Below are 21277 nucleotides of genomic sequence, written 5' to 3' on the forward strand. Positions count from 1 at the left end.
GGTCACGTCACCAAAGGAGTGGGCGAGCTGATTGTAGCCGTGCTGGCCCAGATGGCTGACATGGAACGTGAAAGGATACGCGAACGCTGCGAGGCTGGGAGAGCGGCAGCGCGGGCTGCGCTTGCATCAACGGGCCGAACTCATCGAGGCAAGCAGGGGCTGGGGCGTCCATGTGCCGCCAATGCGGGTGAGGTTCGGGCTTGGCGATCAACCAACGGGGCGAGCATTGTGGAGACGTCTCGCCACTTTAAAATTTCTCCCGCTACCGTAAAGCGATACTGCGCTTCAAAGCGGCTGCGGGACTAAGAAATTCTTGACTAGCGCCGCGCTACCCCAGAGCTGAAAATAGCTTGGCGACGAGCCGATGGACCTCCGTTGAAGGATTATCGTGCCCCTGTTCCGCTAGCCAAACCGCATTGGCGATTGCCACTTCCGTTAGCGGAAATAGTTTGCCGAAATCGATTGCTTTGTTGTTTGCGGAATAGCCATCGGAGTGAGGCTGCAATAGCGCGACCGCATCGGATTCCGACGAAATGTATCTTGTGGTTTTCTCGAAATGGCAAACAAGCCATATTTCGAAGCACCGATTCGACAAGCAGAGGTTGATGCCGCTGCGCTTCGCTTCAGCGACTGCTTGCAAGATTTCGTCTGCTGATGTGTCATCGACATCCGAGACGCACCACAATTCGTCCAGGTCGGGGTCGCGACGCCGGAGCTTTCCAGCTTCGCGTACCGCGGTTCGGGGATTGCCACCGCTTTTTACATAGTTAGGGAAAACCTGCATTTTTCCTTGGGCCAGGACCTGTTGCCAACCCCGAAAATAGCCATCTTCAGTGCGTTGACCATCATAAGCAATCCCAATTCGCTTTCCTTTAGGCTTGCGCCCGCCAACTCTGCGTTCTCGAAAAGCGGGCCTACTCATCGGACGCCTCAGTAACGCTCGCCTGGTTGCTTCGAGACGAACTCACCTGATTGGATAAGCCAAGTAGTCTAAGGCTCACCCCGCCTTCTGGGACGGCACCAAACTTGCCTCGCAGGTAAGACATTTCGAGGTTTTCGCCCTTCCTCGGTGAAAATTCACTCAATGCAAATAGTTCGGAAACGCCGTCAGTTTTCTCGACAAACCATACCTGATCGCGGCGCAGGTGTTCGATACTTATGAGATGGGTGTCATGAGTGGAGAATATGATCTGCGCGCCATGCGGATTTGTTGCTGGATTCTGAAAAATGCTCACTAGTTTAGCAACAAGATGGGGATGCATGCTCGTGTCAATTTCATCGATTATTAGTAGCGAACCTCTTAGAAGCGACATGCAGGCGTGCGCAGACATGGCATAGACACTTTTAACACCACGTGATTGAACGTTGAGAGGCAGAGTTACCGTGACACCCGATATGATACTATTAAACCTAGTTTCGTAGTTCGGAACGATTTCGCTTATTTCGTCCACGCTTCCTTCTGAAGATGCTATTTTTTCGATCTCTTCAACGTCAATGTCGACAATACTCTGGTCGGCGGTTTGAAGTAGACCTAGCAATAGCTCCCTAAAATCGGGCATAGTCTCCGTGAAGCGAGATGCGAATTTTATCTCATTATCCTGGTCTGTACGATCGATAATGCGATTTGCATCATAGAAATAACTGAAAACATCCAGAGCCTCACTCTGATTGTCCTGAGCTAATGCGCTTAAGAGAAGGCTGTTCTCATTTGCGCGACGCAGAGACGAGTTGAAATCTCTAATGCTGCCAGAAAGGTTTCGTCCAAAGGTGGCCGTGACTTGGGGTTCGCCAGTTTCGAAATTGGTCTCGCGAACGAATAGCTCGCGTTCGCGACCCACAGGATAGCTAAAGAGCCATTCGCGCGTGAAAGTTCGGGGGTTGCCTTCGAACCCATACCGATAGCGGACGCCGTTCACTATTACGACGACCTCCATCCGTGTTGGCTTCTCTGCATCTAGGGCATTTGGTGTGACGCGAGTGCCGGAGCCAGGTTTCCATATGGATTGTGAGTAAGCGACCGCCTTCGTGAAATAGTCCAGCGCCATGATCAGGTTGGTTTTTCCCGAGGCATTGGCGCCATATATGGCTGCGGCGGCCAACAATTGGGCGTCCTTGTCCGACCCATCCTCTGGTCGCAGAATCGCGCCAGGGATCGTCTTGTCAGCCCGATTTGCATTCAAGTTTAGAATGGCATCGCTGCGAAACGATTTGTAATTTGAGACCTGAAAAGAAACTAGCATCTTACTTCTGCCTGCAGTTTCGAAGCCTTTTATGCGCTCTTTCGTCAAAATTCACGCTCAAACTGCGTAAAATCACAGTCAGTGAGTTTTATAGGGTTGTCGATGCTCTCTCACCCTCTGTTTGCAGGCGACTTTCTGGCGTTCAGTGACTCGAGGCCAATGGCAGTCAAATGTTGGGTAAAATGTTGGCCGGTTCCAGAGGGGCTTATATAAGCGTCTGAAAATCAACCAATATTTCAAAAATGTGGCGGAGCGGGAGGGATTCGAACCCTCGATACGGTTTTGCCGTATACTCACTTTCCAGGCGAGCGCCTTCGACCACTCGGCCACCGCTCCGCACGATCCTGGAACGCGGCTCCCTAAGCCCTGTGCGGGCGAACCGCAAGGTCGATGCGCATATGATTGCCAAGCGCGCGGGCGCGTGCCAGCCTCACCGGCATGATCATTCCCTTTCTCGCCCTTGCCCTCGCCGCGCAGACGCCGGCGACCGGCGCCACCAAACCGTCCGACCCGATCGCCACCGACTGGCGCGCAATTCCCGACGACGAACTGCTGGTGATGACGCTGCACGGCGGGGGGAGGGTCGTGATCCGGCTCGCGCCGCGATATGCGCCTGTCCATGTCGCCAACATCCGTAAGCTTGCGCAGGCGCATTGGTGGGACGGCGAGACGGTGTACCGCGCGCAGGACAATTATGTCGTGCAATGGGGCGATGTGACCGAGAAGAAGGCGTTGCCTGCAGATGTCGTGGCGAAGCCGCCCGCAGAATATGACTGGGCGGCGTCGGATGCGGTCGACCGGCTGACGCGGCGCGATCCCTATGCCGCGCGTGCCGGTTTCAGCGCCGATGGCTGGCAGATCGTGGGCAACGGTGCCCGGTCGTGGCTGCCGCATTGTTACGGCATGGTCGGCGTGGCGCGCGACCTGGCGCCGAGCACGGGCAGCGGCGGCGATCTTTATACCGTGATCGGTCACGCACCGCGCCATCTCGACCGCAATATCGCGTTGGTCGGCAGGGTCATCGACGGGATGGAGAACCTGTCGACATTGCCGCGTGGCAAGGGCGATCTCGGCTTCTATCAGGACCCGGCGCGCCGTCTTCCGATAGAAAGCGTCCGGCTCGCATCCGATCTGCCCGCGGCGCAGCGACCGCACTATCAGTACCGTGCGACCGACAATCCGCGCTTTGCCGCCTATATCCACGAACGCGAAAACCGACAGCCGCCATTTTTCACCGTTCCGGCGGGCGGCGCCGATATCTGCAATGTGCCCGACCCGGTGCGACGCGCACCGGACGAAGCGGGCGCGGACTAGCTGCCCACCCAGGCTGCGACCTCTGCCGCTACCTGGTTGGCGGCCTCATTGATCGCGCGACCGGCGGGACCGGCCTCGATCGCGCTGACGGGCACACGGGCCTCGAACCGGCGCTTCTCGACCGTTTGCGAATCCTTGCGGACAAGCGCGGCGTCATAGGTCACGACCGCTTCCTGCGTCGCGGCATCGACACCGAACGAACGTAGCTCGCCCGAAAGCGTAGCGCCCGGATTGACCAGCGACTGCGCGGTGCCGACGACGACGCGGTTGGTCTTGGCGGAGATCGTGTCGGCAAGCAGGCGCGCGAACAGGCGGGCGGGCGGTTCGACCCACTGCGCGTTCTTGATATAGGCGATCGACGTATCGGTCGCCTGCACGGGCACGCGCTGTACCGACAGTTCCTGCGAAACTTCGGGCACCTTGATCGTGATCGTCTTGGCACTGGCCGAGCTTTGCGTCTTGCCGACGGGCACGCTCGCCGCACTGTCGAGCGAGAGCAGCGACGGCGGCGGCTCGCTGCCGAATTTCACGCAGGCGCCAAGCAATACTAGGCCGGCGAGCGGAAGCAGTTTCTTCATGGCAGCCGTCATTTCCTGCTGTCCTTCGGTTCGTAATCGGGAAGTTTCTGTGGGCCGAGGATCGAGCCCGCACCATTCTGGTCGACCTTCTGCGCGACCGAGTTCAGCGCCTCGGACATCTGTTGCAGATTGGCGATCAGCTGGTTGACCTCGGGAACCGTCTGTTTCGAGAAGGTCTTGAGCCCCGGCCGCGCATCGCCGATCGCGGCGTTGAGCGTATCCATGCTCTGCTGCGCCGATTTGATCGCCTTGTTCAGATTGCCCATCGCCGGATGGACGTCGTCCTTCAGCACGCTGTTGCTGGTATCGGCGAGGTCGCCGATCTGCTTTGCGGCGTCGCCCGCCTTCTGGATCGCCACGCGCGTTTCGGCGAGCGTCGCGGCAATCTCCGGCCCGCGATCGGCGAGCGCATCGGTCAGGCGGTTGGTATTGTCGAGAATACCCGCGATCGATGCCTGATTCTTGTCCGACAGCAACTCGGTCAGCCGTTCGGTGAGCGTCGTCAGCCGTTCGAGCAATTGCGGCGCCGAACTGAGGATCGCGCCGAGCCCGCCCTGTTTGGTCGGGATTACGGGCACGCCCAGCGGACAATCGGTTTCGGGGTGCACCTTGGGGCAGGTGATCGGCGGCGCGCCCTTGACCGCGCCGTCGAGCTGGATCTGGCTGACGCCGGTAAAGCCGATGCCCTGGATCGTCGCCGTGGTTCCCTGCAGCACGGGCACGTCCTCGTTGACGCTGATGCGCACGCGGACGAGTTCGGGATTGGGCTTGTAGAGCGCGATTTCCTTTACCTGGCCCGACGGCACGCCGGCGAACGACACGGGCGAACCCTTGTTCACGCCATCGACGGCTTCCTTGAAGAAGATGTCGTACTGTTTTTCCGAGGTGCCGTTGATCCGCGCCAGCCAGACCAGGAACAGCGCCAGCACCGCGAGGAGGATCAGCACCACGGCGCCGACCAGGACATGGTTCGATTTGGTTTCCATCAGCGGCTCAACCTTGTTTCTCGGTACTGGCCACCGCGGCGCGGCCGCGCGGCCCGTTGAAATATTCCTGTATCCACGGATGATCGGTGGCGAGCAGTTCGTCGATCGTACCCACCGCAATCACCTTCTTGTCGGCAAGTACCGCCACGCGGTCGCAGATCGCGTACAGGGTATCGAGATCGTGGGTGATCAGAAAGACCGTCAGCCCAAGCGTTTTTTGCAGCGACTGCGTCAGCGCGTCGAACGCCGCCGCGCCGATCGGATCGAGTCCGGCGGTCGGTTCGTCGAGGAAGAGCAGATCGGGATCAAGCGCAAGCGCACGCGCCAGCCCGGCACGTTTCTTCATGCCGCCCGACAGCTCGGCCGGGAATTTGGGGCCGGCACTGGCATCGAGCCCCGACATGACGATCTTGTACGATGCGATCTCGTCGATCAGCGCAAGGTCGAGGTCGGGGTAGAATTCGCGCAGCGGCACCTGGACATTTTCGGCGACGGTCAGCGTCGAAAACAGCGCGCCGCCCTGAAACAGCACGCCCCAGCGCTTGCGCATCTCGATCGCCTGGGTTTCGTCCTGGCCGAGCGCGGATTCGCCGAAAACGGTGACCTCTCCCTCATCGGGCGGTTGCAGCCCGATGATCGATCGCATCAGCACCGACTTGCCGGTGCCCGATCCGCCGACCACGCCGATAATCTCTCCACGCCGCACGTCGAGGTCGAGATCTTCGTGCACGACCTGTTCGCCGAAACTGTTTTTCAGCCCGCGAACCGAGATGATGATGTCGTCCTTCTCCCCGGCCATCAGATCCACCCGATCCAGGTGAAGAACATCGCGAAAAAGGCGTCGAGCACGATGACGAGGAAGATCGCCTGCACGACCGCGGCAGTGGTCCGCAGGCCGACCTGTTCGGCATCGGCTTCGACCTGCATGCCCTGGAAGCAGCCGGCGACCGCGATGATGAGGCCGAATACCGGCGCCTTTACCAGACCGACATAAAGGTCGGTGATGGGCACGACCTCGCGAATCCGCTGGATGAAGGTGACGGGGGGAATGCCGAGGCTGACCCAGCACAACAGTCCGCCGCCGATGATCGCGATCAACGAGGAGTAAAAGCCGAGCAGCGGCATCAGCAGCACCGCCGACAGCGTGCGCGGAAGTACGAGCGCTTCCATCGGCGAAACGCCGATCGTGCGCATCGCGTCGATCTCTTCGGTCAGCTTCATCGTGCCGAGCTGCGCTGCAAAGGCCGAACCCGAACGGCCCGCGACCATGATCGCGGTCATCAGCACGCCAAGTTCGCGAAGCGTGATCCGGCCGACCAGGTTGATCGTGAATACCTCGGCGCCGAACTGGCGCAACTGCACCGCCCCCTGCTGGGCAATGACGATGCCGATCAGAAAGCTCATCAGCCCGATGATGCCGAGCGCCGATACGCCGACGACTTCGAAACGGTGGACGGTCGCGTTGAAACGAAAGCGCCGCGGATGACGGATGACGTTGCCAAAGGCGACCAGTGTGGCGCCGAAAAAGCCGAGCAGCCCGACAAGCGTGTGCATCGCGGTAATCGTCGCCGCGCCGACTTCGTCGAGAACGCGGATGAACGGGGAGGCGGGCTTCGGCGGCCGAGCGACCGGCTGGTCGGCATGTTCGACCTGCTCGATCAGATTTTCCTGATCGGGGTCCAGCCCGTCCACCGCCGCGTCATGGTTGCGGGCGAATTTATGCACCACCCATGCACCGACCGTGTCCATCCGCTCGATCGCGCTCAGATCGATGCGGTCGACCTCGTCCTCATAGGCGTCGAGCCGGTCGGACAGGTCGCCGAGATGCGCGAGCGAAAGATCGCCGGTAAAGCGCAGCGTTCGGGCGTCGCCCTTCGTTTCGGCGGTGAAATCGGCATTCGCACTCATTGCCGGCCTCTTTCGTGCATTTGCGCTGGCACGGCAAGCACATAGACGTTTAGGTACGCCAATGCAGCACCTCGCCATCTATGATATGGACAAGACGATCACGCGTGCGCCGACATGGACGCCGTTCATGCTTCACGCCGCGAGACACCGCGCGCCGTGGCGGCTGGCGCTGATGCCCGTCGCGGCGCTGGCCTCGCTCGGCTATGCGTTGAAACTCATCGACCGCGCCGGGTTGAAGCAGATCACGCAGCGGCTGATCGTCGGCAAGCGCGTGACCCCCGGCGACCGCACGGCGCTGTCCGAAGCCTTTGCCGAGACGGTCGATGCGAGCGGAATCTTCGAAGGCGCGCGCGATCGGATCGCCGCCGATCGCGCGGCCGGGTACCGGCTCGTGCTCGCGACCGCATCGTACCGCTTTTACGCAGAGGCGATCGGCGCGCGGCTTGGCATGGACGTGGTCATCGCCACCGAATCGCATTTCAACGATGCCGGCGACCTGTTGCCGCGTATTCGCGGAGAGAATTGCTACGGTTACGCCAAACTCGCGCGGATCGAGCAATGGATGGCCGATCAGGGTATCGCCCGCGACGATGCGTATATCCGCTTCTATTCGGACCATGTTTCGGACGCGCCGGTGCTGGCCTGGGCCGACGAGCCTTTTGCCGTCAATGCACACGGGCCGCTTCGCAAGCTGGCGGCGGCGAGCGGATGGCCCTGTCTCGACTGGGAACGCTGAGCGGATCACAGCAATGTATCGACGACGTGGATCAGCAGGCCGACCAGCCCGCCGACCAGCGTGCCGTTGATGCGGATATATTGAAGGTCGCGTCCTACCGCATTTTCCAGCCGGCCGGTGACGGTGCGCGTATCCCAGCCGCGAACGGTATCCGAGACCAGCCGCACGATGCCGTCGCCGTAATCGGCGGCGGCGCCGACAGCAGCGCGGCGGGCGAAGCGGTTGATCGTGCGGCGCAATCCGGCGTCCTGTTGCAGCGTCTCGCCCAACTGGCGCAGCGCATCGCCGAAATAACCCGACATCGCGGCATCGGGATTGCGCACCGCCTTCAACATGCCGAGCCGCATACGCTCCCACATGCCGAGCCACCAGCGTTCCATCGCCGGGTTGTCGAGCAGCTCGGCCTTCAGCGTAAAGACGCGGGTGCGCATCACGGGATCGAACTGGAGGTCGAACGCCAGCCGCGCGAGGCCCTCCTCCGCGCGTTGACGCAGTGGATGGCCGGGATCTTCCGCCATATCGGCAACCAGCTTGTGCAGCCCGTCGATGATCTTGTTGGCGAGTGTTTCGTCCAGACCGGTCCAGCGCATGATCGCGCCGGCGCGCTGGTGGACCATGTCGCGGATCAGATGTTCGTTGGCCTCCAGCGTGCGCCCTACCCACCGGATCGTCTGGTCGAGCAGCGGGGCGTGGCGATTTTCGGCGATCGCGGCGTCGAGTGCCTGGCCGAGCAGCGGCGCAATGTCCATCCGGCGCAGCCTGTCGGCCATCGCCGTCTTGACCATGCCGCCCAGCCGGTCCTGATCGAGCGATTCAAGAATGTCGGCCACCAGCCGCGATGCGCCTTTCCACAGCCGTCCGCGCTCGGGCGGCGCGGCGAGAAAGCGCCCGATCGCCGCGGCGACATCGACGCGCCGCATCCGCCGCGCGACGACCGAAGGGATCAGGAAATTGTCGCGCAGGAACGCCGCCAGCGTATCGCCGATCCGGTCCTTGTTGCGCGGCACGATCGCGGTGTGCGGGATCGGCAGGCCGAGCGGATGGCGGAACAGCGCGGTGACCGCGAACCAGTCGGCAAGTCCGCCAACCATCGCCGCCTCGGCAAAGGCCTGGACATAGCCCCAGGCCGGGTGAACGCCCTGCTGCGAACGCGCGATCAGGAACAACGCCGCCATCGCCACCAGCAGGCCGGTGGCGATCAGGCGCATTCGCACGAGCGCGGGTGGGGCGGCGTCGCCCGATCGTGCGACGCGCAAGGACGGCATCATGCCCGAAACAATCCCCGAGAACGGGGAAAGTTCACTCTGCCGGCTGCGGTTCTTCGCCATCGGGGCCATAGCCGATACGGCCGCCGCCCGGTTTGTGGTCGATGGTCGCCCCGTCTTCCTGGTCGTCGCCGGGGCGATAGGTCAGCAGCCTGCGGCTGAGCTTCGGCCCGATCCAGCGTTCGAGACCAACCGCCAGGCTGAAGGTCGCAGGCACGATCAGCAGCGTCAGCACGGTCGAAAGCGCCAGGCCGCCGATCACGACGATGCCCATCGGTGCGCGCCAGGACGAATCGCCCTGTAGCGAAAGCGCAGTCGGCACCATGCCCGCGATCATCGCGACCGTCGTCATCACGATCGGCTGCGCGCGCTTGTGCCCGGCGTCCATGATCGCGTCGAACTTGGCGACGCCCTTGCCCATTTCCTCGAGCGCGAAATCGACCAGCAGGATCGAGTTCTTGGCGACGATGCCGAGCAGCATCAGCAGGCCGATGAACACAGGCAGCGACAGCGGATTGCCGGTAACGAGCAGCGCCAGCGCACCGCCCAGCGGCGCGAGCATCAGCGAACCCATGTTCACGAACGGCGGCATTACCCGCTTGTAGAGTAGCACGAGCACCGCGAAGACCAGCATCACGCCCGAAATGACGGCGATGAAGAAGTTCTGGAGCATTTCCTGCTGCCACTTGGCCTGACCCAGTGTCATTTCGTGCACGCCCAGCGGCAGGTTCTTCATCGCCGGCAGATCGTGAATCTGCTTCATCGCGTCGCCCGATACCACGCCCGGCGCAAGGTCGGCGCCGATTACCATCTTGCGCTCCAGATTGGTGCGCTCGATCTGCGTCGGTCCCGCGCCGAAGCCGATATCGGCGACGACCTTTAGCGGGACCGATCCGCCGCTCTGCGTCTGTACGGGCAGGTTCTGGATGGTGGACAGCCGCGCACGGGCATTTTCGTTGAGCGCCACGCGAATCGGAATCTGCCGGTCCGACAGCGAGAAGCGCGCGCTGTTCTGGTCGATATCGCCGAGCGTCGCGATGCGGATCGCGTTCGACAGCGCCGCCGTCGTCACGCCGAGATTGGCGGCGAGGTCCATGCGCGGACGGATGACGATTTCGGGGCGCTGCAGGTCTCCGGTGATGCGCGGCGCGACCACCGATTTGAGCTGCGCCATCTGGTCGACCACCTTGATCGCCGCCGCCTCAAGCAGCTTGGGATCTTCGCCGCCCAGCGTGATTGTCAGGTCGCGACCGCTCGATCCCCAGCCATTTTGCGAGCGGAAGGTGACGCGCGCGTCCGGAATCTGGTTGAGCGTCGGCGCCAGCGACTTTTCGAACTCGGTGCTGGTGATGTCGCGGTCCTCGGACAGTTTCGCGACGACGCGACCGTTGCCGACATAGGTGCGGGCATAGGTGTCGGTGACGATCGGCTGTTTCGACATCAGCCGGTCGACCCGGTCGACGACCTTCTGTGTCTGCGCGAGCGTGGTCCCCGGCACCATGTCGACGGTCACCGTCACATTGTCGCGGTCCTGCACCGGCTGGAACGTCATCGGCAGCATCGCGAAGCAGACGATGGTCAGCAGGAATGCGAAGGCGCCCATGCCGACGATCCACAGGCGATGATCGAGGAACTTGGCAAGCCAGCGCTTCGCCCCGCCCTGGGCGGCCACCCGCTTCGCGCGGCGATCGTCGAGCGACCAGCGCAGGATCTTCATATACCCATCGGTCATCGGCCCTTCGCCGTGCGATGCGTGGCCCTTCGCTTTCAGGAAATACGCCGCGATCATCGGTGTGATGAGGCGCGCCACGGCAAGGCTCATCAGCACCGCGGCGACGACGGTCAGGCCGAAATTCTTGAAGAACTGGCCGGAAATACCGGGCATCAGGCCGACCGGCAGGAACACCGCGACGATCGACATCGTCGTCGCAAGCACCGCGACGCCGATTTCGTCGGCGGCGTCGATCGACGCCTGATAGGCCGATTTGCCCATTCGCATGTGGCGGACGATGTTCTCGATCTCGACGATCGCGTCATCGACCAGCACGCCGGCGACCAGGCTGAGCGCGAGCAGCGTCATCTGGTTGAGCGTGAAGCCCATCAATTCCATGAACCAGAAGCTCGGGATTGCCGATAGCGGGATGGCGAGCGCGGAAATCAGCGTCGCGCGCCAGTCGCGCAGGAACAGGAACACGACGATGACCGCCAGTACGGCGCCTTCGATCAGCGCGTCGATGGCGGTGTGATACTGTTCCTCGGCATATTTCGAGTCGTTGAACAGCAATTCGAAATGCACCTGCGGGTTGCGCTTTTCGAGCTCCTGCAGCTTCTTTTCGGCGGCGTGGAAGACGGTGACGTCCGACGCCCCCTTGGTGCGTTTGATGTCGAAGGCGAGGACTTCCTTGCCGTCATATTTCGCCGAGTTGCGCTTTTCGGCATAAAGGTCCTTCACCTGCGCAATATTGTCGAGGCGAACGGTGCGACCGCCGCCGATCGCGATCTGCGTCTTGCCGAGATCGATCGCGCTCTGCGCATTGCCGAGCACGCGAACCGACTGTTCGGACCCGCCGATTTCCGCGCGCCCGCCCGCCGCGTTCAGGTTCACCTGGCGAAGCTGCTGGTTCACCTGCGCCGCGGTCAGGCCGTATGACTGCACCTTTACCGGATCGAGGATCACGCGGATTTCGCGGTCGACGCCGCCGATACGCTCGACCGTCGACATGCCGGGGATTTCGAGCAGCGTCTTCGAAACGGTATTGTCGACATACCAGCTCAGATCCTCGAGCGTCATGTCGGTGGCGATCGCGGTGAAGCTCGCAATGTCGTTATCGGTCGTATTGGCACGCCCGACCTGCGGCTCCAGGATTCCGTCGGGCAGATCGCTTCGTATCTGCTGGACCGCGCTGCGCACATCCTCGACCGCGCGATCGATTGGGGTGCCGATGTCGAGCTGGACGATCGTCTGCGAATTGCCTTCACGCACCGTCGAATCGATCTGGTCGATTCCCTGCAGGTTGCGGACCGCCGCCTCGACGCGCCGCGTTACCTGCGTCTCCAGTTCGCTGGGTGCGGCGCCGGGCTGCGTGATGTTGATCCAGACGATCGGAAATTCGATGTCGGGGTCCTGATTGACGTCCATCCGCATGAAGCTGACCATGCCGGCGATCGTCAGCGCGATGAACAGGACGATCGGCGGAACCGGGTTGCGGATCGCCCAGGCAGAGATTCTGCGGAAAGACATGGTTCGTCAGCGCTCCAGCTTGACCAGATTGGGCTTGACCTTCTGGCCCGGGTTCATGAACGCGCCGGCACTCAGCACCACGCGCTCGGTTCCGTTGAGGCCGCTCTTGATCGCGACGCCTTCGTCCGAAACATCGCCCAGCGTGACTGCGCGTCGTTCGGCCTCGTTATTCGCGTTCAGAACATACACGTAATTGCCCTGATTGTCGCTGAGTACCGCCGACTGCGGGAGCACCGGCTCGTCGCTGGCGCCCGACATGATGCTCGCATTGGCGAAACCGCCGGGGCGCAGCGCCTTGTCGTAGGGCAGTGCGATACGCGCGATTCCCTGCCGCGTCTGCGGGTCGATGACCGGCGAAACCTGCCAGACTTCGCCCTTGAAGGTCTGGTCGCTGCCAACCGGCTGCACCGTTGCGGGAACGCCGACCGATACCTTGGCAAGGTCGCCCTCGCTAAGCTGCGCGAGCATTTCCATCTGCCCGCCCTTGGCCATGCGGAAAAGCACGCCCGACCCGGCGCTGACGATCTGCCCCGGTTCGACATTGCGGGTGAGGACCAGACCGGCCTCCGGCGCGCGGATGTCGAGCCGTGCGTTGCGCGCGCGCGCTTCGTCGAGCTGTGCTTGTGCGACGCGAACGCGGGCGGCGGCGGCATCGCGCGTCGCCGTCTTGTTGTCGATATCGGCCTTGGAAATGAATCCGCGATCGACGAGCTGCTTGGCGCGGTCGAGATTGGACTGCGCGAGGTCGGCATCGGCCTTTGCCGCGCGGACCTGCGCCGCCAGCGCTTCGGTCGTCTGCGACTGGACCGAACGGTCGACAGTCGCGAGGACCTGACCCTTTTTCGCCCAGTCGCCGGGTTCGACCAGGACGCGGGTTACGCGGCCGCCCTCTCCGGCGACACCCACGGGCATTTCGCGCCGCGCGGCGAGCGAGCCGGTCCCTGAAATGACGTTGCGCACCGTCTCGCGCCCCGGCACGGCCACGCTGACCGTCGGAATCTGGCCTTCGCGTTTCGATGCCGCCAGCGGATCTTCGCTGCCAGCGCCCTTATCCTTGCCGCCCATGGCAAATGCGGCAAAGGCGACGATGAGGATCGCCACGACAATCGCCGCGATGATCCACCAGCGCCTGCGCGATGGTCCTTCGGGGCCTTCGAGCGACAAGCGCTCCTCCTCGCCGAACGACTGGGACTCGTAGTTCATATGCGCCACTTCCGTTTCGGCCCTCTGTTGCCGCGTTGATTCTTCACGCTGTGTTATATGAATAAGTCACCAAGCTCAAGCGGGTTGGTGCTTTCACGCTCGGCGTGCCCTTTTACGGGACATTCTGCAAGCCAAACGCGCCAGTCCGACATAATACGGGCTTGCATTGCCGAAAACGACAGGGAACGCTCGATGCCGTTCATTTCAGAGCCGTAACAGGGGGCGATGATGCAGGGACAGTTGATACTGGGATGGGTTGTCCTCGGGCTCCTTGTCGGTCTTGCCGCACGCTTCGTGCTTCCGGGAAGAACACCGGGCGGCGCGGTTGTAACAATGCTCGTCGGCATTGCGGGGGCCTTGCTCGGCGGTTTCCTTGCCGGGGCGGCCGGGGTACGGATCGACAATGTTTGGGAACGCTATGGGCTGGCAGCCTTGGGTGCGGTCGTGCTGATTGCTCTTTACCGGATCATGGTGGCGCGCCGCACACGCTGACCGCACCGTTCATCGCAGGTTGCGGGCAATGCCGGATATTCCGCGAAATCGACTGTTGTTTTGAGAGAGGAAGCCGATGCGCAAGATGATCCTGGCCGCCACCGCGGCGACGCTGATCTGGGGCATTCCCGCCGCGTCAGCCCAGACGGGCACGCCTGCCGAATTGACCGTTCCCGACAACGCGACCTTGCTGGAGGTCGTGGTAGAAGGGCAGGCGACGCGCGTTCCGGACATCGCGACGATCAGGGCGGGGGTGGTCACGCAGGCGACGAGCGCGGGCGACGCGCTCAAGCAGAATGCGGCACGGATGGCTGCGGTGCTCGCGGCGCTTAAAAAGGCCGGAATTGCCGACAAGGACGTCCAGACCGCCGCGATCTCGCTCAGCCCGCAATATAAATATGGCGACAATCAGCCGCCGGTCATCACCGGCTATCAGGCCTCTAACAGCGTATCGGTGCGATTCCGCGACATCGAAAAGAGCGGCGCCATTCTCGACGCGCTGGTTGCGCAGGGCGCCAACCAGATCAACGGTCCCGACCTGTCGATCGACGCCATCGACGCTGCGCAGGACGAGGCGCGGACCGATGCGATTCGCCGAGCAAGGTCGCGTGCGGACCTCTATGCCAAGGCCGCCGGTCTACGCGTGGACCGCATTCTTTCGATCAGCGAGGGGGCGAACTCGGCCCCGCCACCGCGTCCGATGGCGATGGCGCGGATGGAAGCCGCGGCCCCGAACACCAAGATCGCGCCGGGGCAGCAGAATGTGAACGCGACCGTCACCGTCCGCTTTCTTCTGCGATAGGCGGATACGAAAAGGGCCGCTTCCATTGAGAAGCGGCCCTGTCGCATATGCGGTGTTGCTAGGTCGGCGATTACCGTACCGAGCCGCGCCGGATCAGGTTGATGATCGCCAGCAGGATGATCGCGCCGATCAGCGAATAGATGAATGTGCCGATCGTGATCGCGCCGTTGATGCTGCCACCGAACAACCAGCCGCCGATAACCGCGCCGATGATTCCGACGACGATGTTGAGCAGGATGCCCTGCTGCGCATCGGTGCGCATCACAAGGCTGGCGAGCCAGCCGACGATGCCGCCTACGATCAGCCAGATGATGATGCCGACAATACTCATAATCTCGGTCCCTCCGTTACACCCGAAGTCGTCTCGGGCGGATAGCGTAAGGACTCGCGAATCGGCCTAAAGGTTCCAGTGCTGTTTCGTCTTCGAAAGGACTGGTTGGCGCCTCAATATTTCTGCTGGCGTTCGTATAGCGAGCGGTAATGCTGGATTCGCGTGACGCGCAGACCGGGCATCCCCGACCGGTCGATGGCGCGCTGCCAGCCCGCAAATTCCTCTACCGTCAGCCCGTAACGGTTGCAGACCTCGTCCACGGTCAGAAGCCCGCCATTGACCGCGGCGACGACCTCTGCCTTGCGCCGGACGACCCAGCGGGTCGTGTCGGTTGGCGGCAGCGTATCGAGCGTCAGCGGCTCGCCGAGCGGACCGATTACCTTTTCTGGACGGATCTTCTGGTTCTCAATCATTACGTTCCTCGGGTCGGGGCGGGGCCCCCAATCAACACTTCCAAGACCGATATCCGCGGACATTGAACATCCGCTGAAACGGCTCGGTAAACGGACCGTTCACCGCGGTTGCCACGCGGTTAGCGCCGTCGCGACCGCCGCGTTGAATGCACCGTGGCGCGGTGCAAGCGGCAGCCGGGCGGCACTGCGGATCAGATTGGCGTGGAGCCGTGCCGTCGGGCTGGCGGCCTGGCGCGAGGCGACGCCGACCATCAGCACGGCAAGCGCGGTCGGCAATGCCGTTTCCGCTGCTTCCATGTCCGGTCTGGCGAAACTCAAATCCACGCTTGGTCTTCCGAAACAGTCGTTACCGAGCGACCGTCCTAGCGGCGAAAGCTGAAAGGGCGGTAAAGACACCCCTCCGAGCGGCAACTTTGCATTGGACGCCGCTTGCGGCTATTAGCGCGCCGGCAATGTTCACCGCAGATTTCCAGCTACCCGAGCCGCTTTCGGAGCGGCGGATCGTCGTCGCCATGTCGGGCGGGGTCGACAGTTCGGTCGTGGCCGCGCTCGCCGCGCGGACCGGCGCGGAGGTGATCGGGGTGACGTTGCAGCTCTACGATCATGGCGAGGCGGTGGGCCGCGCCGGCGCCTGCTGCGCGGGCCGCGACATCCGCGACGCGCGCGCGGTCTGCGACCGGCTGGGCATCGCGCATTATGTCTTCGACCACGAATCGAGCTTTCGCGAATCGGTGATCGAAGATTTCGCCGACGAATATGTTGCGGGGCGGACGCCGATCCCGTGCGTGAAGTGCAACATGGGGGTGAAGTTCACCGACCTGTTCCGGCTGGCGAAGGACCTCGGTGCCGACTGCCTGGCGACCGGGCATTATGTCCGCCGCGTCGTGGGAGCCGAGGGGCCCGAGCTGCACCGTGCTGCCGATCCGGCGCGCGACCAGAGCTATTTCCTGTTCGCGACGACGACCGAGCAGCTCGACTTCATCCGCTTTCCGCTGGGCGGGATGCCGAAGACCGCGGTGCGCGAGATCGCGACCGAGCTGGGGCTGTGCGTCGCGGGCAAGCCAGACAGCCAGGACATCTGCTTCGTGCCCGATGGCGACTATGCCGGGCTGGTCAAGAAGCTGCGTCCGGAAACCGATACCGGCGGCGACATCGTCGACGAGAGCGGTGTGAAGCTGGGCGAGCATCCGGGCATCATCCACTATACCGTCGGCCAGCGCCGCGGGCTCGAGATCGGCGGCCAGCCCGAGCCGCTCTACGTGCTGCGCGTCGATGCGACGCGGCGCGAGGTGGTGGTCGGCCCCAAGCGCGCGCTGGCGGTGTCGGCGGCCCGGATCGAGGGGATCAACCGGATCGGCGCCGATTATGACGGCCCGCTGAGCGCCAAGGTGCGCTCGCTCGCCAAGCCGGTGCCGGCGCGGCTGATCGGTGACCGGGTGGTGTTCGAGCAGCCCGAATACGGTGTCGCGCCCGGACAGGCGGCGGTACTCTATGCCGGCGAGCGCGTGCTGGGCGGCGGCTGGATCGCCGAGACCGAGCGCGCCGAAGCGGCGCTGGCGGCGGCGTAACTTCACACAATTCGCGGCAAAGCTTTTCGAAAATTTCCAACATCGGACGGGCGGTGGCGCGTCGGGTGGTCGGGACGGATCGACGGTGCGAAAGAGCCGGACGCAGTGTGGCACAACAGTGGGGTTGTAGGAAAATTCTCTAGTCGTGCCGGCGCGTTGGGGCGTTGCGCCATGGATCCCGGATCAAGTCCGGGATGACGGTTAGGGTTTGGCGTCGTGGACCTTGAGCGGGGTGCCCTTGAAGGGTTGCGGCTGGCAACCGAGGACCGGGTCGAAGGTAGCCGAGCGGCTCGCGATCAGCGGGACATAGGCGGTGACGGTCCTGGTCGCCGGATCGTCCTTGAGGCGGATCGGCTCCATGCCGGGTTCGAAATCGGTCGGGCAACTGTTCAGCGGACGACCCTCGATATAGCGGCAGCCACAGGCGACGCGCGCGGCATAGCCGACGCCGAGTTCGAGCTTGGGCGTCATGGAGCGGACATAGGTGAAGCCCGCGACGGCGAGCAGCAACACGATGCCGATCGCGAACTGGAGGATGCGCCTTGCCTTCATCGCGGTTGACCTTATCGTAAACGTCATGTCGCGCAAGCATCTCGCCTGGCTCGCCCCAATTGCCGCGATGTTCCTCGTCGCCGCCGACGCGCCGAAGCCGGCGGTGCCCGAACCGTTTCGCACCGGCGCCTGCCCCGATGCTCCGGTTGCCGGTGCGCTGCCGCCGCTCAAGTCGCTGTTCACCGACCATCCCGAAACGCGCGCCGAGCTGCTGCTGATCGACGGTTGCACGGCGGTGAAGGCGTATGAACCCGGCTATTCGGATGCCAACCGGCTGATCAGCTGGTCGATGGCGAAGACCGTCACCGCGATGCTGGTCGGCGAGCTGGTAAGCGACGGAAAGCTGCAACTCGATGCGCCCGCACCGGTCGCCGAGTGGCAAAAGCCCGGCGACCCGCGCGCGAAAATCACGCTGCGCAACCTGCTCAACATGGCGTCGGGGCTGCGCCATACAGAGATCGGCAATCCGATCGAGAAGTCCGACACCAATCAGGTGCTGTTCGTCTCGGGAACGCAGGACATGGCGGCGCGGGCGATCGGCCAGCCGCTCGAATATGCGCCGGGCACGCATTTCGAATACAGCTCTCTGACGACGATCATCCTGTCGGAGATCATCACGCGAACGCTGACCGACAGCACCGACCCGCGCGTGAGGGCCAAGGCGTATCGCGACTTTGCGCAGGAGCGCCTGTTCGGGCCGGCGGGGGTGAAGAGCGCGTTTCTGGAGTTCGACGGGGCCGGGACGCAGATCGGGGGATCGCTGATCTACATGACGCTGCCCGACTGGGGACGGATGGGATCGGTGCTGCTGGACGGCAAGGCGCCCGACGGGACGCAGATCGTCGATCCGGCCTGGCTGGCGTTCATGAAGACGCCGTCAAAGGCCTATGCCGGCTATGGCGGGCAGACCTGGCTGAACACCCGCACGCCCGAGGGCGTGGAGCCGGGGCTGTTCGATCGCAAGGGTCCGGCGAGTGCTGCGGGGATGAAGGGGCATCTCGGCCAGTTCGTGTTCGTCGGGCATGGCACGGGGCGCGACGGCAAGGAGCATGACGTGGTGCTCGTGCGGCTTGGCCATACCGACGAGGGCAAGCTGGGATCGGTGATCGCGACGCTGGGCGATGCGATGGACGCGATCCTGCCGGCGGGCGACCAGTAACGCCGTCGTCATGCCGAAGCCGGTTCGGCGTCCGCTACGAAATTATCTGCAACGTCGCCGGTTGCGCGGTGGACCCTGAAACGAGTTCAGGGTGACGGGGTGGTTAGTCGGGAAGCAGCAGATTGCCTTCGGCCACGGTGACGCAGCGACCACCCAGGATGACACGGTCACCCGCCATTTCGCAGGTCAGATACCCGCCGCGCCTGCTTGCCTGATAGGCGGTGAAGCGGTCGCGGCCGAGCTTTTCGGTCCAATAGGGCGTCAGCACCGCATGCGCTGATCCGGTTACCGGGTCCTCGTCAATGCCCGCGCCGCAGGCGAAGGCGCGGCTTACCACGTCGGTTTCCGATCCACGCGCGGCGACGATCGTCAGCACGTCGCCCATATCGGCGAGTGCGCGGAAATCGGGGCGCAGGTCGCGCACGATATCCTCGCTTTCGACGATGACGAGACCATAGTCGTTATCGTTCCACAGCGTTTCGACCGCATGGTCGAGGCCGAGCGCGGTGACGATCGCATCCATCGGCTTGGGCGTCGGCGTCCAGACGGGAAGCGCCATCCGGTATCCGTCGCCCGTCCGCGCGACTTCGAGCAGCCCCGACCGGCGCGTGCGGAAGGTCACGCGCTCGCGCGACGCGTCGCGCGACAGGATGTGATGCCCGCTCGCCAGCGTCGCATGGCCGCACAGCACGACCTCGGTCATGGGCGTGAACCAGCGCAGTTCGTAATCGGCCTCTCCGCTTTCGTCGGGGATCAGGAAGGCGGTTTCGCTCAGATTATGCTCGGCGGCGATCTGCTGGAGCACATCGTCGGCGAGCCATGTGTCGAGCGGCATTACCGCCGCCGGATTGCCGGCGAAGGGGCGGTCGGCGAACGCGTCGACCTGGGCATAGGGAAGTTTCATCATATGCGTTTGGAGAACCAGTGCGGGGTGACGTCCTCCTCGATCAACGGATTGTCGGTATCGACATGCCCTTCGGGATCGAGATGGATCAGGATTTCGACGCGCGGAAAGGCGCGGTGGATGTTGGCCTCTACCTCGTCCATCACCGTGTGCGCGGCGGCGACGGTCATGTCGCGGTCGACCTCCATGTGGAACTGGGCGAAGTCGTGGCTGCCGGCGCGGCGGGTGCGGAAATCGTGGATGCCGCGAAGCTGCGGATGGCGCGCGGCGACGTCGAGGAAGCGGCGGCGCTCCTCTTCGGGCCATTCCTTGTCCATCAGGTGATCGATCGCCTCGCTCGACGCCTTGAACGCGCCCCAGGCGAGCCACAGCGCGATGGCGATGCCGAACACCGGATCGGCCCAGTGCAGCCCCAGATACTGGTCGAGCGCAAGCGCCGCGATGACCGAGATGTTGAGCAGCATGTCCGACTGGTAGTGAACGTTGTCGGCCATGATCGCGACCGAGCCGGTCTGTTTGATGACGCGGCGCTGATAAGCGAGCAACGCGAAGGTGGCGACGATCGCGATGAGCGATATGGCGATGCCGAGCGTGCCGTCGCGCGTTGCCGACGGGATGTGCAGCCGTTCGATCGCGCGCCAGGCGATCCCGATCGCCGAGGCGGTGATCAGCCCGACCTGGAACAGTGCGGCCAGCGCCTCTGCCTTGCCATGGCCGAAACGGTGATCGTGGTCAGCGGGTTCGGCGGCGATCTTGACGCCGTAGAGCGTCACCAGCGAGGCAAGGAGGTCGAGCCCGGTATCGGCGAGCGAGCCGAGCATCGCGACCGAACCGGTGCGCCAGGCGGCGAACGCCTTTATGACGAGCAGCGAGCACGCCATCGCCACGCTGGCAAGCGCGGCGCGCTTGGCCAGCCAGCCGAATTTGCGTGCTTCTTCCCTCGTCACGGATAGAGCATTCCTTCGCGCCAATGATCGCCATCGCGGTCGAAGACCCGCCTTTCATGTAAGCGGTGCGCGCGATCCTGCCAGAATTCGATATGGTCGGGCGTGACGCGGTAGCCGCCCCAATGCGGCGGGCGCGGTACATCCTGACCGTCGAAGCGGGCCTGCATCTCGGCGAACCGCGCCTCGAAGGTTTCGCGGGCATCGAGCGGGCGCGACTGTTCCGACGCCCACGCGCCGAGCTGCGAATCGCGCCCGCGCGTGGCGAAATAAGCGTCCGATTCGGCGTCCGAGACGGGTGTCACTGACCCTTCGATGCGGATCTGGCGGCGCAGCGACTTCCAGTGGAAAAGGAGCGAGGCCTGCGCATTTTCGGCGAGGTCGTGCGCCTTGGCGCTTTCGCGGTTGGTGTAGAAGACGAAGCCGTCGTCCGGCCCGTGCCCCTTCAACAGCACCATGCGGACCGAGGGGCGCCCCTTCGCATCGGCGGTGGCGAGCGCCATCGCGTTGGGATCGTTGGGCTCGCTCGCCTGCGCGTCGGTGAACCAGCTATCGAACAGCGTGAAGGGATCGTCTGCCATGATGCGCGCCGCTTTACGCGCCGTCGCCGCGCAAGTCGAGCATCGGCGCCACGGAACGAG

Annotated in this window: 22 protein-coding genes and 1 tRNA gene; 6 read left to right on the plus strand and 17 right to left on the minus strand. The window is 63.4% G+C overall.

The genetic code is table 11. The features are described from left to right. Nucleotides 1–328: 328 nt before the first annotated feature. The 3 genes from J7S20_RS15935 to J7S20_RS15945 form a co-directional block, all read right to left on the minus strand. A complete protein-coding gene (locus J7S20_RS15935) occupies nt 329–922 on the minus strand; it encodes an RloB family protein (RefSeq protein ID WP_284055238.1) in 594 nt (197 codons plus the stop codon). Further along, on the minus strand, nt 915–2288 hold the full coding sequence (locus J7S20_RS15940) for an AAA family ATPase (protein WP_284055239.1): 1374 nt from the start codon (nt 2286–2288) through the stop codon (nt 915–917). The genes J7S20_RS15935 and J7S20_RS15940 overlap by 8 nt, the downstream gene beginning before the upstream one ends. A 197-nt stretch (nt 2289–2485) precedes the next feature. After that, a tRNA-Ser gene (locus J7S20_RS15945) sits at nt 2486–2576 on the minus strand. A 102-nt stretch (nt 2577–2678) separates the two neighbouring features. On the opposite strand from J7S20_RS15945, the gene J7S20_RS15950 reads away from it, so the two are divergent. Then, nucleotides 2679–3554 carry a peptidylprolyl isomerase gene (locus tag J7S20_RS15950; protein ID WP_284055240.1) on the plus strand — a complete coding sequence of 292 codons (876 nt, stop codon included), beginning with the start codon at nt 2679–2681 and terminating at the stop codon, nt 3552–3554. Here the strand turns inward: J7S20_RS15950 and J7S20_RS15955 are convergent. The 4 genes from J7S20_RS15955 to J7S20_RS15970 are packed head-to-tail and all read right to left on the minus strand — an operon-like array spanning nt 3551 to nt 7026. Then, nucleotides 3551–4132 carry an ABC-type transport auxiliary lipoprotein family protein gene (locus J7S20_RS15955; protein WP_284055241.1) on the minus strand — a complete coding sequence of 194 codons (582 nt, stop codon included), beginning with the start codon at nt 4130–4132 and terminating at the stop codon, nt 3551–3553. The genes J7S20_RS15950 and J7S20_RS15955 overlap by 4 nt on opposite strands. An 8-nt stretch (nt 4133–4140) precedes the next feature. Then, nucleotides 4141–5118, minus strand: coding sequence for an MlaD family protein (locus J7S20_RS15960; protein WP_284055242.1), 978 nt, complete (start codon nt 5116–5118; stop codon nt 4141–4143). A 7-nt stretch (nt 5119–5125) separates the two neighbouring features. Beyond that, nucleotides 5126–5917 (minus strand): ABC transporter ATP-binding protein, encoded by a 792-nt coding sequence (locus J7S20_RS15965; RefSeq protein WP_284055243.1) that lies wholly within the window; start codon nt 5915–5917, stop codon nt 5126–5128. Further along, nucleotides 5917–7026: an ABC transporter permease gene (locus tag J7S20_RS15970; RefSeq protein WP_284055244.1), complete on the minus strand. Its 1110-nt coding sequence runs from the start codon at nt 7024–7026 to the stop codon at nt 5917–5919. Before J7S20_RS15970 ends, J7S20_RS15965 begins: the two co-directional genes overlap by 1 nt. Nucleotides 7027–7087: 61 nt before the next feature. Here J7S20_RS15970 and J7S20_RS15975 point away from each other — a divergent pair, with 61 nt between their 5' ends. Further along, entirely contained in the window at nt 7088–7762 is a 675-nt protein-coding gene (locus J7S20_RS15975) for an HAD family hydrolase (RefSeq protein WP_284055245.1), read from the plus strand. 5 nt (nt 7763–7767) lie between these two features. On the opposite strand, the gene J7S20_RS15980 is transcribed toward J7S20_RS15975, so the two are convergent. From J7S20_RS15980 to J7S20_RS15990, 3 genes are read right to left on the minus strand one after another with little or no spacing between them, the layout of a single operon-like run. Continuing rightward, a complete protein-coding gene (locus J7S20_RS15980) occupies nt 7768–9027 on the minus strand; it encodes a DUF445 domain-containing protein (protein ID WP_284055287.1) in 1260 nt (419 codons plus the stop codon). A gap of 34 nt (nt 9028–9061) precedes the next feature. Next, nucleotides 9062–12268, minus strand: coding sequence for an efflux RND transporter permease subunit (locus J7S20_RS15985; RefSeq protein WP_284055246.1), 3207 nt, complete (start codon nt 12266–12268; stop codon nt 9062–9064). Between the two features lie 6 nt (nt 12269–12274). Then, on the minus strand, nt 12275–13471 hold the full coding sequence (locus tag J7S20_RS15990; protein WP_284055247.1) for an efflux RND transporter periplasmic adaptor subunit: 1197 nt from the start codon (nt 13469–13471) through the stop codon (nt 12275–12277). A gap of 225 nt (nt 13472–13696) precedes the next feature. Between J7S20_RS15990 and J7S20_RS15995 the strand changes: the two genes are divergently transcribed. Together J7S20_RS15995 and J7S20_RS16000 are read left to right on the plus strand one after the other, a co-directional pair. Continuing rightward, nucleotides 13697–13963, plus strand: coding sequence for a GlsB/YeaQ/YmgE family stress response membrane protein (locus J7S20_RS15995; RefSeq protein WP_284055248.1), 267 nt, complete (start codon nt 13697–13699; stop codon nt 13961–13963). Between the two features lie 76 nt (nt 13964–14039). Continuing rightward, nucleotides 14040–14765, plus strand: coding sequence for an SIMPL domain-containing protein (locus J7S20_RS16000; protein ID WP_284055249.1), 726 nt, complete (start codon nt 14040–14042; stop codon nt 14763–14765). A 70-nt stretch (nt 14766–14835) separates the two neighbouring features. Here J7S20_RS16000 and J7S20_RS16005 read toward each other — a convergent pair whose 3' ends face one another. The 3 genes from J7S20_RS16005 to J7S20_RS16015 form a co-directional block, all read right to left on the minus strand. Then, nucleotides 14836–15096, minus strand: coding sequence for a GlsB/YeaQ/YmgE family stress response membrane protein (locus tag J7S20_RS16005; RefSeq protein ID WP_284055250.1), 261 nt, complete (start codon nt 15094–15096; stop codon nt 14836–14838). 113 nt (nt 15097–15209) lie between these two features. Further along, the gene (gene sciP, locus J7S20_RS16010) at nt 15210–15509 is read right to left on the minus strand and encodes a CtrA inhibitor SciP (protein WP_284055251.1); all 300 of its coding nucleotides are present in this window, start codon (nt 15507–15509) and stop codon (nt 15210–15212) included. A 99-nt stretch (nt 15510–15608) separates the two neighbouring features. Then, complete coding sequence (locus J7S20_RS16015; RefSeq protein WP_284055252.1) at nt 15609–15806, minus strand: hypothetical protein; 198 nt, start codon at nt 15804–15806, stop codon at nt 15609–15611. Between the two features lie 155 nt (nt 15807–15961). On the opposite strand from J7S20_RS16015, the gene mnmA reads away from it, so the two are divergent. Beyond that, nucleotides 15962–17077, plus strand: coding sequence for a tRNA 2-thiouridine(34) synthase MnmA (gene mnmA / locus J7S20_RS16020; RefSeq protein ID WP_284055253.1), 1116 nt, complete (start codon nt 15962–15964; stop codon nt 17075–17077). Between the two features lie 201 nt (nt 17078–17278). Here mnmA and J7S20_RS16025 read toward each other — a convergent pair whose 3' ends face one another. Beyond that, nucleotides 17279–17629: a hypothetical protein gene (locus J7S20_RS16025; RefSeq protein ID WP_284055254.1), complete on the minus strand. Its 351-nt coding sequence runs from the start codon at nt 17627–17629 to the stop codon at nt 17279–17281. A 25-nt stretch (nt 17630–17654) separates the two neighbouring features. On the opposite strand from J7S20_RS16025, the gene J7S20_RS16030 reads away from it, so the two are divergent. Next, nucleotides 17655–18788: a serine hydrolase domain-containing protein gene (locus tag J7S20_RS16030; protein ID WP_284055255.1), complete on the plus strand. Its 1134-nt coding sequence runs from the start codon at nt 17655–17657 to the stop codon at nt 18786–18788. Nucleotides 18789–18891: 103 nt separating this feature from the next. Here the strand turns inward: J7S20_RS16030 and J7S20_RS16035 are convergent, their stop codons facing one another. Genes J7S20_RS16035 through pdxH form a run of 3 tightly spaced genes read right to left on the minus strand, consistent with a single transcriptional unit; the run spans nt 18892 to nt 21217 of the window. Then, nucleotides 18892–19692 (minus strand): PhzF family phenazine biosynthesis protein, encoded by an 801-nt coding sequence (locus J7S20_RS16035; protein ID WP_284055288.1) that lies wholly within the window; start codon nt 19690–19692, stop codon nt 18892–18894. Then, complete coding sequence (locus J7S20_RS16040; RefSeq protein ID WP_284055256.1) at nt 19692–20639, minus strand: cation diffusion facilitator family transporter; 948 nt, start codon at nt 20637–20639, stop codon at nt 19692–19694. Before J7S20_RS16040 ends, J7S20_RS16035 begins: the two co-directional genes overlap by 1 nt. After that, nucleotides 20636–21217 (minus strand): pyridoxamine 5'-phosphate oxidase, encoded by a 582-nt coding sequence (gene pdxH, locus J7S20_RS16045; protein WP_284055257.1) that lies wholly within the window; start codon nt 21215–21217, stop codon nt 20636–20638. Before pdxH ends, J7S20_RS16040 begins: the two co-directional genes overlap by 4 nt. Nucleotides 21218–21277: the final 60 nt, after the last annotated feature.

The organism is Stakelama marina (assembly GCF_018122655.1).
Classification (GTDB): Bacteria; Pseudomonadota; Alphaproteobacteria; order Sphingomonadales; family Sphingomonadaceae; genus Sphingomonas; species Sphingomonas marina.